We start from the raw sequence: 14,182 nt of genomic DNA, 5'->3' as shown, positions 1-14,182 counted from the left end.
AAGTGATAAAATGAAGGAATATGTATTGAAAACAGATAGCCTGTCTAAAAGTTATCATGGTGTAAAAGTACTGGATAATATATCCGTAGCTATAGAGGCAGGTAGAATATACGGATTGATAGGCAGAAACGGTGCCGGTAAAACGACATTTATGAGAATAGCAGCCGGACTTGCTTTTCCCACCGGAGGCCATGTGGAGTTGTTCGGAAAGAAGGGAGATAAGCTGCTTGAGTCCCAAAGAAAAAGAATGGGGTGCATGATTGAATATCCCGGCTTCATACCTTACATGTCCGCACAGGAAAACCTCAGATATTATCGGATAATTAAGGGTATTCCAAATGTTAGCGCAGAGCAGGAATTACTTGAGCTTGTAGGTCTGTCTGATACAGGAAAAAAGAAGGCTAAAAATTTTTCCCTTGGAATGAAGCAGCGCTTGGGAATAGCCATAGCATTATTGGGGGAGCCGGAATTGCTGATTCTGGACGAACCTATTAATGGGCTTGACCCTTTGGGAGTAGTAGAAATAAGAAAGCTCCTTAAGAGACTGTGTGATGAAAGGCATATGACCATTCTGATATCCAGTCACAATCTGCCGGAGCTTTATCAGGTCGCTACCGACTATATAATAATGCATCAGGGAGTCGTGAAACAGGCTGTTACACAGTCGGAACTGGAAGAAAAGTGTAAACATCATATCTATATCGAATGCGACCAGCCTGAAAAACTGGCAAGTGTTCTGGAAACCCGGCTAGGTACAACTAACTACAAGGTAATGCCGGATAAGAGAATAAAGCTTTATGATTACCTTGATAACAGAGAAGCAGTAGCAAGGGCAATTTTCGATAATGATATTTTGATAACTGAATTTTCAATACAGGGGGATACTCTTGAAAATTACTTTATTTCAGTGATTGGCGGTGAACAGAATGGTTAACATGATTAGAGCTGATTTATATAAAATTTTTAAATCAACAGCAATAAAGGTTTTATTTGCAATTACATTATTATGCTCCCTAATGATGGTATTATTTGCATACCTTATAAACAAGGGTAATCTGGGAGGGGAATATTCGGGAATTGGCTTTATGTTTTCAGACATGAATACTATAAGTATACTTGGAGCTGTAATTGCCGGAGTATTTATTTGCGGAGATTTTGAAAATAAAACCATTCATAACACTATAGCTGATGGGAGCTCAAGAGGCAGGATAATAGTCAGTAAATCCATTGTATATTTTTGCTCGGTTTTGTTTATTATTCTTCCTTATGCACTGGTAACAATTATTGCAGTATGTTCCGGAAATAAATTTGATATGAGTTCGGTATCAATTGGATTTTTAAATATATTATCAAAAGAATCAGGTACTGAAATTAGTGCCTCTGTTTTTGCAAAGCTAATAGCAGCAGCAGGGACGCTGATATTGGTTCATATGTCACAGCTGAGCTTATGCCTGCCCATTGCATTTGCGGTTAAAAAGCCTGTTTTAGTGGTGGCAATATATTATGCTATTTCCATTCTTAGCGGACAAATATCATCTTTAGCATCACGGTCAGAGGTTGTTAACAATATTTTTTCTTTGACTCCATTTGGAGGGAATAGAATGTTTTTGACGGTACATTCCGGTGGAGGAGAACTCCTTGAGACGTTTGCAGTAAGTATAATTTTTGGTATTGCAGTAATTATAATTACTTGTGGTATTTTCAGAAAAACGGAGATAAAGTAATAGAAGGTCAGGTGAAGCGGTGGCAATTACAATTGGAATTCTTATAATCATAGTTTTACTGATGATTCTTTACATTATGGTTGTTCAGACTCAGTTACGGAGAATCAACCGCCAGTTGGAGAACAGACTTTCGGGTGATACAAGACAGCCTGTCAGAGTTGAACTGATTAACCATGAACTTAGTCAATTGACTTCAAATATAAATAAGTGCTTAAAGGCGGAGGAAACCCTCCGTCTTGACTGCGTTAGAGAGGAGAAACAGTTTAAAGAACTAATAGCAAATTTATCCCATGATTTACGTACTCCTCTTACGGCAATAAGAGGTTATCAACAACTGATGGAAAAGGGACAGCTGACAGAAGAACAGAGAAAGAGACTTGGCATTGCACAAAAACATGCCCAGCAGCTTGGACAGCTGATAGACCATTTTTTTGAATACTCATATCTTTTAAATTCAGAACTCAAACCCCAACTTGAAAGAGTTAATCTCACAAATCTTGTAACGGAATGTCTTGCAGGTTGTGTGTCCTCCTTTGAGGAACACGGACTAACAGTGTCCTTCACGAAGACACCTCCCATATTTATTATGGCTGATAAAGAGATAACATTTCGCATTATTCAAAACCTTTTAAGGAATTGTCTTACACATTCTGCCGGAAATGTTGAAGTTGAACTAACAGCATTTCAAAGGGCAGCCATATCCATAAAAAATCCTGTAGAAAACACATCCCAGATAGATGTAACACGTCTGTTTGACCGCTTTTATACAGGAGACAAATCGAGAAGCAAAACAACAGGTCTTGGTCTTGCAATTGTAAAAATTCTTGCAGAAGAAATGAGCGGGCATGTAAGCGCAGACTTGTACAAAAATCAACTGACAATTCATGTTGAATTTCCATTAATAAAATAATGCCAGAAAAAAGATATAAGATTTTTCAGTACTAATTATGTAAAATCAGTCGTGACTTGTAAAAACAATAGTAGTATTTTTAATATAGTATTACATACCAATAATACACTAATTTCTGAAGTTATATCACACTAAAAGAATTTGCTATAACCATTTAGTTTAAGGAATTGTTAAAAGTAATTAATAAAGTAGCTTTACATTTAGAAAGGGGGATAGTGCCGCAAAAATCATTCTATAGAAAAGCAGCACGCTTTTTAGCAATTAAAAACATTTAAAATCAGGAGGACGATTTAATGTACAGAAACAGAAATAAAGTTTTAGCATTGCTTCTAGCCATTGCAATGCTCATTTCCGTTATGCCTTTTAGCTCAGTAATGGCAGACACGAAAACTACTTATCATGAAACTTTCGCAGATGGAAAGGGAGCAGTATCTCAATCCGGCGGAGCCAGTATTGAAAAGGTTGGAAGTAAGGTTTTTGATGGTAATAGTGACGGAGCAGCAATATATGTAAGCAACAGAAAAAATAACTGGGATGCTGCTGATTTTAAGTTTGCAGATATCGGATTAAAAAACGGTAAGACTTATAACGTAACCGTAAAAGGTTTTGTTGATTCCAATGCAAAAGTTCCTGCAGGCGCACAGGCATTTCTTCAGGTTGCAAACAGCTACTCATGGCTGGCAGGTGCAGAATTCGTTGCAGGAAAGGCTTTCACGTTAAACGGAAAGTATACTGTTGATACTTCAAAGGATGATAGAGTGCGTGTTCAATCCAATGATGAAGGAAAAGAGGTTCCGTTCTATATTGGAGACATTTCAATAACAGAAGAGGCTTCTGAAGCAGCACCGGAAGATTCCAACAAACCAAAGGCAGAAGTTATTAAAACAATAACATTTGAAGATAACACAGCCGGAGGCTTTGTAGGAAGAGACGGTTCAGAAAAGCTGACCGTAACAAAAGAAGCTAACCATACAGATGGCGGTTCATATGCTTTAAAGGTAGAAAACAGAACCATGTCCTGGCATGGCCCTTCCATGAATATTGAAAAGCTTGTAAGTCAGGGCAGTGAATACAAGATTACTGCATGGGTAAAGCTTATCAGTCCTGAAAGCTCACAACTCCAACTTTCAACTCAGGTTGGAAATGGCGGAAGTGCGTCTTATGTGAGTCTTGCAGCAAAGACCATAGGTACTTCTGACGGTTGGGTTAAGTATGAGGGTACATATCGCTACAACAATGTTTCAAGCGGATTCATTACCATGTATATAGAAAGTGCGAGCAGTGCCAATGCTTCCTTCTATATTGATGATATCAGTCTTGAGAAAACAGGTTCAGAACCAATTAAAATTCAAAATGATTTGAAATCTATTAAAGATGTATATAAAAAGGATTTCCTTATTGGAAATGCAATAGCAGCAGAGGATATGGAAGGTATAAGACTTGACCTTCTAAAGAAGCACTTTAACGTAATGACCGCAGGAAACGCTATGAAGCCGGATGCATTACAGCCTACAAAGGGTAACTTTACATTTGCTGATGCAGATAAACTTGTTGACAAGGTTTTGTCAGAGGGTTTCAAGATGCACGGACATACCCTTGTTTGGCATCAGCAGTCACCTGCATGGTTAAATACAAAGGTTGATGCAAGCGGAAATAGCATACCATTGTCACGTGAGGAAGCTCTTACAAATCTCAGAACTCATATTAAAACAGTTGTTGAGCATTACGGCAACAAGGTAATATCATGGGACGTAGTTAATGAAGGTATGAATGACAATCCTACTAACCCTTCAGACTGGAAGGCTGCATTACGTCAAAGCCCGTGGTATCAGGCAATTGGCCCTGACTACATGGAACAGGCATTTTTAGCGGCAAGAGAGGTTCTGGATGCTCATCCTAATTGGGATGTAAAGCTTTATTATAATGATTATAACGATGATAATCAAAATAAATCAAAAGCTATTTATTATATGGTAAAAGAATTAAACGAAAAATATGCAAAAACTCACCCGGGCAAGCTTCTCATCGACGGTGTAGGAATGCAGGCACATTACAACATGTCAACAAATCCTTCTAACGTTGAACTTTCCTTGGAGAGATTTATTTCTCTGGGTGTTGAAGTAAGCATAACAGAGCTTGATGTTCAGGCAGGCAGCGACTTCAAGTTAACAGATGAAGTTGCAGACGCACAGGGATATTTATATGCACAGTTATTCGATATCTATAAGAAGCACGCAGCAAATATAAGCCGTGTTACTATTTGGGGACTGGATGACGGTACAAGCTGGAGATCCTCCACAAATCCTTTGCCTTTTGACAAAAATCTTCAAGCAAAACCTGCATTTACGGGAGTTGTAGACCCAACTAAATTCATGGCTGAACATAAACCGCAAACACCTAAAGGTGCAAAATCTGCTACAGCTAAATTTGGAACACCTGTAATAGACGGTACTGTAGATAGTGTATGGAGTAAAGCACAGGCTATACCTGTTAATACATATCAAATGGCATGGCAGGGAGCAACAGCAACCGCAAAGGCTTTATGGGATGATAAAAACCTGTATGTACTTGTTCAGGTAAGTGACTCCGAACTTGATAAAAAGAGTGCAAACACATACGAACAAGACTCAGTTGAAGTATTTGTGGATGAGAACAACGCAAAGACTTCATACTATGAGAATGATGACGGTCAGTACAGAGTTAACTTTGATAATGAGGCTTCATTTAATCCGGCAGCAATTTCAGCAGGATTTGTATCTGCAACAAAGGTTGCAGGAAAAAATTATACGGTTGAAATGAAGATTCCTCTAAAATCAGTAACTCCATCAAACAATATGAAAATAGGATTTGACGTTCAGATTAATGATGCTAAAGACGGTTCACGTAAGAGTGTTGCATCATGGAATGATACTACAGGAACAGGATATCAGGATACATCAGTATATGGTGTTCTCACCCTCAGTAACTCTGAAAGCAGCAACACAGCTAATTACATTACAAGAGGAGAATTTATTGATTCTGTCATTAAAGCTTTGGGTCTGAATAAAAATGTTCAGGTTAAAGACTCCTTTAAAGATGTAGCTAAGGATGCAAGCTATTACGCTTCCGTAAGTGTTGCTTACCAGAAAGGTATAGTATCAGGATACAGGAACGGAGAATTTAAGCCACAGTCCACGATTACTCGTCAGGAAGCAATGACAATTATTGCAAAGGCAATGAAGGCAGCAGGAAAGAATGTTAATTATTCAGCTGCTGACATAAATAAAATCCTCAAGGAATTTAAGGATTCAAATAAAGTTGCCGGTTGGGCAAAAGGTTCTGTTGCTGCTTGTATTAAAGCAGGAATTGTATCCGGCAAAAGCGGAAAGCTGTTGGCACCACAAGAAAATATAACTGTTTCACAAACAGAAGCAATAGTAAAGAAATTGTCCGCAAAATAATAATTGAATTTCACTTTGAGCCGGCTCCGTAAAAGTTTAGGGGTCGGCTTTTGCTTTGAAAAAACATTTATAGAACAAACAGCATATTTGGTAATCTATTTTTATGGAGGTGCATTTACTTGAGGAATAATAAAAAATGGAAAAGAGTTTTATCAGTTGTAATGATTATAGCCCTGCTTTTTTCGGTAATGCCTTTAAATAATATGGTAAAAGCAGAAATTACAACAATCTATCATGATGACTTTACCCATGGACAGGGACCAGCTACACAGGCCGGAGATGCAACCCTGACACCTATTACTGGAAAAGTTTTTATCGGCAATGAAGACGGAGCCGCTTTATATGTAAATCCCAGAAAGAACAACTGGGATGGAGCTGATTTTTCATTTGAAAAATTAGGAATGAAAGAAGGGAATAAATATACCATAACAGTTAAGGGCTATGTTGACGCTGAAACTGACCCTGAAAATCCAATAGTAAAATCAGGTTCACAGGCATTTCTTCAGGCTGTAAACAGCTATGCTTGGATTGCAGGTGCTGATTTTGTAGCTGGAAAAGAATTTACCTTAACAGGAACTTATACAGTTGATACCAGTAAGGATTCTGCAATACGAATCCAATCAGATGATTTGGGAGCAAAAGTACCTTTTTATATTGGAGAGATAACGGTTACAGGTGAAAAATCATCGGCACCTGCACCTGTAAAAGCAATATATCACGAAACCTTTTCAAACGGAAAAGGAACAGCCACACAAGCCGGGGGTGCTACTCTGACAACTGTTACCGAAAAAACCTTTCCTACAGGTGATGTTGACGAAACGGTGCTAAATGAAGACGGAGCTGCTTTATATGTGGATACGAGGGCTAATAACTATGATGGTGCGGATTTTGTTTTCAGTGACATAGGACTGGAGAACGGAAAATCTTACGAAATAACAGTAATAGGCTATGTGGATTCAGATACTGATGTACCGGAGGGGGCACAGGCGTTTCTACAAAGCATAAACAGTTTTGGTGTAATTTCAAGTACAAATTATGTAAAAGGAAAACCTTTTGTATTAAAAGGTAAGTATACGGTAGATACAAGTAAAGACGACAGGGTACGAGTCCAGTCAAACGATGAAGGAAAAACAGTACCTTTTTACATAGGTGATATACTTGTAACCGGACCTGCACCTTCAATGAAAACCATTGACTTCGAGGACGGGAAGGAAAGTGGCTTTATTCCGAGAATTGGAAAAGAAGTTCTTAGTGTAACTGATGAAGCCAATCATACTGATGTCGGCGGATATTCTCTTAAAGTAGCCGGAGGCAGAGAAAATGCTTACTGTGGCCCGTCATTGCGTGTAGAGAAATATATAGATCAAGGCAGTGAATATAGAGTGACAGTTTGGGTAAAGCTGGCATCAGGTTCAGGCAGTGCAGAAATAGATCTCAGCTCGCAGATTGGAAATAAAGAGGGTGCTGTTGAATATCCTTCATTATCTAAAAAGAAAATTACCGACACTGACGGATGGGTAAAGTTTGAGGGTAAACAACGTTATTATGATACTTCAAGCGGATATATAACTGTATATTTACAAAGTGATAACAAAGAAGCGGAGTTTTATATTGATGATATCAGTGTGGTTAATTCAGGTTCTGTATCACTACCAGTCCAAACTGACCTTACTCCTATAAAGGACATATACAAAGATGACTTTCTTTTTGGAAATGCCATAGCCCCAAGTGAGCTTGCAGGAAAAAGCTTCGAGCTGTTAAAGCAGCATTTCAATGTTATTACTGCGGGCAATGATATGAAGCCGGACGCACTGCAGCGGAGCAAAGGAGTATTCAGCTTTGGAACTGCTGACGCAATGATACAAAAAGCAAAAGATAACAACATAAAGGTACACGGGCATGTATTGGTCTGGCATCAACAAACACCTGTATGGATGAATGGAGTACAGGATGAGGCTGATGCAACAAAATATAAAAAAGATGAAACTGGAAAAAATATTACAATATCCCGTGAAGAAGCTCTGCTTAACATGAGAACCCATATAGAAAATGTTGTTAAGCATTTCGGTAACGACGTTATATCATGGGATGTAGTTAATGAAGCTATGTCAGATGGAATCGGTGACTCTTCAAACTGGAAGAATTGCTTACGTAAAGATTCAATGTGGTACCAGTCCATAGGTGATGATTATGTAGAGCAAGCGTTTCTGATTACAAAGGAAGTTCTTGAAAAGAATAATCTGAAGGATATAAAGCTTTATTATAATGACTATAACGATGATGATCAGAATAAATCTAAAGCTATAGCTAACATGGTAAATGAAATCAATACAAACTATGGGAAAACTCACCCAGGAGAGCTGCTGATAGACGGCATAGGTATGCAGGCACACTACAATACTTCTACAAAACCACAGAATGTTGAGGCATCTCTTAAAAGATTTATTGATTTGGGAGTAGATGTGTGTGTTACCGAGTTGGACATTACCGCAGGAAGCGACCAAAAGCAGAGCAGCGATGAGATAAATGCTCAGGCTTACTTGTATGCACAGCTCATGAAAATCTATAAGGCTCATGCTGATAAAATAAGCCGTGTTACAATTTGGGGACTTGATGACGGTAACAGCTGGAGAAAGGAAAATTGTCCACTGCCGTTTGACGGTGATTTACAGGCAAAAAGTGCATATTACGCAATAATTGACCCTGATAAATACATGGCTGAGCATGAGGCACCGGCTACGGTAGAGATAAAGCAGGGAACAGCTGCGAAGGGTACACCTGTAATAGATGGATTTGTTGACAGTATTTGGGATAAGGCGAAGGTAATACCAATAGACAAAGCAAATGCTGCATGGGAGACAGCAAAAGGAAACGCACAGGTTCTCTGGGATGATAAAAATCTGTATGTATTAATAAAGGTATATGATTCAATACTGGACAAATCAAGTGCAAATCCTTGGGAGCATGACTCTGTAGAAGTATTTGTTGATGAAAATAACGGTAAAACCGCCTCATATGAGAAAGATGACGGACAGTACCGAGTAAACTTTAACAATGAGACCTCATTTAATCCTGACCAAATAAAAGAAGGCTTCCAATCGTCTGTTAAAGTGTCAGGTACAAGTTATACTGTTGAAATGAAAATACCGTTTAAAACTATTATCCCGTCAAAAAATAGTAAAATCGGATTTGATGCTCAGATTAATGATGCAAAGGATGGGACACGTACAGGATATAGAAATTGGAATGACACTACGGGAGTTGGTTATAAGGATACTTCTGTGTACGGTGAGCTTATACTAAGCGATGACAGCGCACCAGCACCGTCATCACAGTCTAATGACACACCTGCTTCGGAAACTGTGAAGGGTAAGGTTAACGGAAAAGAAGTATCCATTGCAAAAGCTGTTAATGAATATAAAGACGGGAAAAAAGTTATAAGTATTGTTTTAGATGAAAGTAAGGTTGCAGAAGTCCTTGGTGAAAAGACAGTAATTGTATTAGAGCCAATTTCAAAAGCTGATATCGTAACCGCACAGTTAACTCCTAAAACCATAAAAAATATGGCCGAGAAGGAAGCGGTTCTGGAGATAAAAAGTGACAACGTTACATATACACTTCCGGCTTCAAGGTTAGACATTAATAAAATTGCTTCTGCATTTGAAGGCAATACTGATATTAAGGTAAATGTAAGTATCTCAGGAGTGGCTGATGCTGTTAAAAATACTGTAAAAGAGACCTCAGATAAAAATAATTATAAGTTGGCTTCTAATCCGGTAGAATTTAACGTGACATGCTCAAATGATACTAAAACCGTTGAAGTTTCCAAATTTAGCGGGTATGTTACAAGAACAATTGAATTGAAGGACAGCTTAATACCGGGTGAGATTATAACAGGAGTAGTGCTTAATAAAGACGGCAGCTTCTCACATGTACCTACAACAGTAGTAAGCAAAGACGGTAAAAACTATGTAAAAATAAACAGCTTGACAAACAGTACATATGCAATTATATCAAGTACAAAGACTTTCAAAGATACTGAAAATCATTGGTCAAAGAAAGCTGTGGGTAATATTGCCTCAAGGCTTATCATGGAAGGATATGATAATGATAACTTTAATCCTGATATGGCTATCACCAGAGGCGAATTCATTGATTCTTTGGTGAAGGCTATGGGCCTTTATCGTATCGGAGAGGGAGAAGACATTTTTTCAGACGTAACAAGCAGCAGCAGATACCATGATGCTGTAGCCATAGCACATAAATACGGTATAATCTCAGGCTATGGGAACGGTGAATTTGGAGCTATGAGTAACATAACACGTCAGGAAGCTATGACTATAGTTTCAAAAGCAATGCTGCTTACCGGGTTAAAGACTTCTTATACCGCCGAGGAAGTAGCTGATTCACTAAAAGAATTCAATGATTCTGACAATTTGGCCCTATGGGCAAAAAAATCAACTGCTGCCTGCGTTAAGGCCGGAATCGTGTCAGGTAAAAGTCTGACAGTAATTGCACCAAAAGATAACCTTACACGTGCTGAAACGGCATCGGTAATCAATAAATTATTAACCGAGTCAAACCTTATATAGAGCTAACAAAAATAAATATTACTAATTCAAAAGCCCGGATGATTTTATCCGGGCTTAATTTTTGATATAATTATAATTATTGCTGACAATAAAATAACTAAACGGCTTAAAGAATATCTGAACTCATATGAAGAAATACTAGGTTATGGTGAAAATATATATTTTAATAAAAATTTACATAACGAAATTAATGTGGAAATTCATTGGGACTACAACTATATACAATAGATATACATAAGGAAGGAATAAAGGATGTTCAGTGATCTTATAATAAACGCAGCTATACTTATTTCCTTTTTAAGCATAGCAAACCAATTCTATCGGGACCGGGATTTAGTAATGCAATCCAGCCCTGTTTTTAAGCTTGTGGCAGGTGTTGCATGTGGAACTTTAGGTATATTACTAATGTGGTATAGTTTTAGAATCCAAAACAAGACACTGTTGGATTTCAGAAATATAGCGGCCTTATTGGCTGCTGCAGAGGGGGGCGGATTATCTGTTATTGTATCAGGCCTTGTAATGGGAGCCTTCAGAATTGAATATTTTGGAGTCAATATGTATTCTAAAACCGGCACAGTAGTTATTGCATTGGTAACAGTAGGAATACTGCTTATTTTCAAAACGAAAAAATCCTTGGGTAGAAAATGGCTCCTTTCTACAATATACATGACCATTGTAAGCTGTGGAGCTTACTTTTATATTTTTCAAAAAGACATTTCAATCCTACTAATAGTATTTCCATATTTTATTCTTGGCACTGTTATCGTTAGTTATACAGTATACAAGTATATGATATATCTTAATAACATGAGTTTATTATTCAGAAAGCTAAAAGAGGAATCAACCAAGGATTATCTGACAGGACTTAATAATGTAAGAGAGTTTAATAAATTATTCAGGCTTGTAATAGAGAAGGCAGTGAGCAATAATCAAAAATTTTCTTTACTTTTAATAGATATAGATTTTTTTAAAAATATAAATGATACGCATGGGCATCAGTCAGGAGATAAGGTCTTAAAAGAAATAGGAAAAATATTAAAACAAAATTGTAGAACAGATGATAATATTTCGCGAAACGGAGGTGAAGAATTTTCTATTTTACTGGAAAATGCTTCAAACAGCATGGCTATTGAGATAGCTGAAAGAATCCGTAAAATAATTGCTGACAATGAGTTTGAGGTTTCCTCCGGCAGGAAGATTAATGTAACAATATCCATTGGCATATCTTCCTATCCAGAAACAGTCACAGATATAACACAGATAATAGAAAGGGCTGATGAGGCTCTTTACAAAGCAAAACGTAATGGAAGAAATCTTGTTGTATCAGATGAGGTTTTATAATACAAATTTATAAAATAGTTTTCATAAAGTACAAATTTAATCCTAATTTATGTAAATAAATAATATATTTTCCATAAATAGTCTTGTTCAAGAAATTAGAATATGCTATTCTTTTATAAGTAGAAGTAGTGTATCAAAAATTTACAATCCTAAACTTAATATTATGTATTTTTGTACTGGAGGATAGTATGGAAAAGTTAAACTTGGTATTAAGACATTATAATAAGGTCAAGCCTATGCACTGTACCATTGTAAGTGGTGATACCCAAAAAGTATTCACTGTTAAGATAGGTGAAGATGAAAAAAATGGTGCTGAAATTCTAAAAGGAGATCCCGTGCTTATTGGTTTTCTTAATAGTGACGAGTCTTTTTATTTAAGCGGCGGAAATATAGTAGGTGCCATACCAAAAGAAGAAGAATACATAATCCACGCCAATAATCCTCAAAATATAGCTTTTGAAACTGAAAGAAGACAATACGAGAGATTCCCTACTTCGCTGACAGGTGAAATAAAGCTTGTAAATTCCAGTAAACGAGAACCCATATGCATAAAGGATTTCAGCTATGCAGGCATGTGCATATATTCTAAAGATGAGTTCAATAAAGACGATGAGGTTGAGATTAGTGCATTCCTTAGTAATAGTGTAATTAAATATGATGCAACCATAGTCAGAAAAACCGTTAATTTCGGAAGATGTGAGTACGGTATACAGCTGATGCACAGAGATAAAAATTCTATGTATGCTACACAGAATCAATTAACATCTTTTATACTCAGTGAAAAAGAGATTATGTACAGACATTTGCTAAGTGCAAGTTTTAAGTTTTAGTATGTAATAAATATAAGAACAGATTTATTGGATATTGGTATTGGAAATAGTTTATACCAATATTTTTTATTGAATTTATGTACACTAATATTAATTCATTAAAAATAAGTGTCAAATAGGGAGATTATTATGAAAGAATACAAAGTAATGGATAACGTATACCTTTTTAATAGTTATGTTGATGCAATCGATCTGTCATTCAATCAGTTTCTTGTTTTAACTCCAATTCCAATGTTGATTCATACAGGAGCCATTGACAGAACTGAAGTGTTAATTCCCAAAATTCAGGAAGTGATAGGAAGTAGTCCTTTAGAATACGTGTTTATTTCACATTTTGAATCAGATGAGTGTGGCGGTCTGGCCCTTTTAAAAAATTACTATCCCCAAATAAAAGCTATATGTTCCCAGATAACGGCAAGACAGCTGATGGGCTTTGGCATTACTTCAAATATTGCAGTTGTTAATCCTCAGGATAAAATGAAAATCGGAGACAGCTTGTTTGAATTCATATCATACCCTTCAGAAATGCATCTTTGGGAGGGCTTAATTATGGTCGAAGCAAATCAGGGAATACTGTACAGCAGTGATTTATTTATCAGAACCGGTACAATCCAAAAGTCCATGGAGAATTCAGCAATAAATGAGGAAATTCAAAATATCAACTTACACAAGGTACCGTCTCAGGAAGCTCTGGAACGGCTAAAAAGAGACCTTTCAGCCTTGCATTTAAATTATCTGATGCCTGGTCACGGACCGTGTCTGAAACTTTTCTGAAAAATTTATATCTTTTGTTAAAAACTAAATAGTTGACATAAATATTGGATAAAACTATAATATGCATGTAAACATAAGTTAAATTTAGTAAACCGTATAAAGTTAATGGTAAACTAATTATGTAATTAAATAATAACTTATTTATCAGGCGAAATTCATTTATGAATTTCGTCTTAAATGAAAGGATACATAAAATGAGAAAAAAAGTTCTTGTTGTTGATGACACTGTTTTTATGCGTACTTCATTAAGACTATTACTTGAAAGAAATGATTTTGAGGTTGTAGGTGAAGCTGACAACGGTCTTGCAGCTATTAATAAGTACAGGGAATTTATGCCCGATTTGGTAACAATGGATATTACAATGCCGGAAATGGACGGTTTGCAGGCTTTGAAAGCAATAAGGCAAATCAATGCCAACGCAAAGGTAGTAATGGTTTCAGCTATGGGACAGGAAGCTCAGGTAAGAGAATCCATATTAAATGGAGCTATAAGCTTTATTGTTAAGCCATATAAAGACGAGAATGTTATTAACACATTAAGAAAAATTGTTGAATTGTAACTCTCTTTTTT

General features: G+C 36.8%; 9 protein-coding genes. All 9 read left to right on the top strand.

Annotation, left to right across the window (positions count from 1 at the left end; all coding sequences use genetic code 11):
• The first annotated feature begins 10 nt into the window (after positions 1-10).
• The 9 genes from P0092_RS15705 (at position 11) to P0092_RS15665 (ending at position 14,171) form a co-directional block, all read left to right on the top strand.
• Positions 11-934: an ATP-binding cassette domain-containing protein gene (locus P0092_RS15705; RefSeq protein ID WP_004616567.1), complete on the top strand. Its 924-nt coding sequence runs from the start codon at positions 11-13 to the stop codon at positions 932-934.
• A gap of 82 nt (positions 935-1,016) precedes the next feature.
• Positions 1,017-1,724 carry an ABC transporter permease gene (locus tag P0092_RS15700; RefSeq protein ID WP_276186965.1) on the top strand — a complete coding sequence of 236 codons (708 nt, stop codon included), beginning with the start codon at positions 1,017-1,019 and terminating at the stop codon, positions 1,722-1,724.
• Positions 1,725-1,743: 19 nt separating this feature from the next.
• Complete coding sequence (locus P0092_RS15695; RefSeq protein ID WP_004616569.1) at positions 1,744-2,634, top strand: sensor histidine kinase; 891 nt, start codon at positions 1,744-1,746, stop codon at positions 2,632-2,634.
• A gap of 293 nt (positions 2,635-2,927) precedes the next feature.
• Entirely contained in the window at positions 2,928-6,074 is a 3,147-nt protein-coding gene (locus P0092_RS15690; protein WP_004616570.1) for a glycoside hydrolase family 10 protein, read from the top strand.
• 119 nt (positions 6,075-6,193) lie between these two features.
• Entirely contained in the window at positions 6,194-10,666 is a 4,473-nt protein-coding gene (locus P0092_RS15685) for an endo-1,4-beta-xylanase (protein WP_004616571.1), read from the top strand.
• Positions 10,667-10,918: 252 nt separating this feature from the next.
• On the top strand, positions 10,919-12,007 hold the full coding sequence (locus P0092_RS15680; RefSeq protein WP_004616572.1) for a GGDEF domain-containing protein: 1,089 nt from the start codon (positions 10,919-10,921) through the stop codon (positions 12,005-12,007).
• Between the two features lie 188 nt (positions 12,008-12,195).
• Positions 12,196-12,837, top strand: a complete 642-nt coding sequence (locus tag P0092_RS15675; RefSeq protein ID WP_004616573.1) for a PilZ domain-containing protein — start codon at positions 12,196-12,198, stop codon at positions 12,835-12,837.
• 129 nt (positions 12,838-12,966) lie between these two features.
• The gene (locus P0092_RS15670; RefSeq protein WP_004616574.1) at positions 12,967-13,611 is read left to right on the top strand and encodes an MBL fold metallo-hydrolase; all 645 of its coding nucleotides are present in this window, start codon (positions 12,967-12,969) and stop codon (positions 13,609-13,611) included.
• 161 nt (positions 13,612-13,772) lie between these two features.
• Positions 13,773-14,171 carry a response regulator gene (locus tag P0092_RS15665; protein ID WP_051131985.1) on the top strand — a complete coding sequence of 133 codons (399 nt, stop codon included), beginning with the start codon at positions 13,773-13,775 and terminating at the stop codon, positions 14,169-14,171.
• Positions 14,172-14,182 lie beyond the last annotated feature (11 nt).

It is taken from the genome of Ruminiclostridium papyrosolvens DSM 2782, from assembly GCF_029318685.1.
Classification (GTDB): Bacteria; Bacillota; Clostridia; order Acetivibrionales; family DSM-1351; genus Ruminiclostridium; species Ruminiclostridium papyrosolvens.
This window is presented reverse-complemented; position numbering and strand designations above follow the sequence as displayed.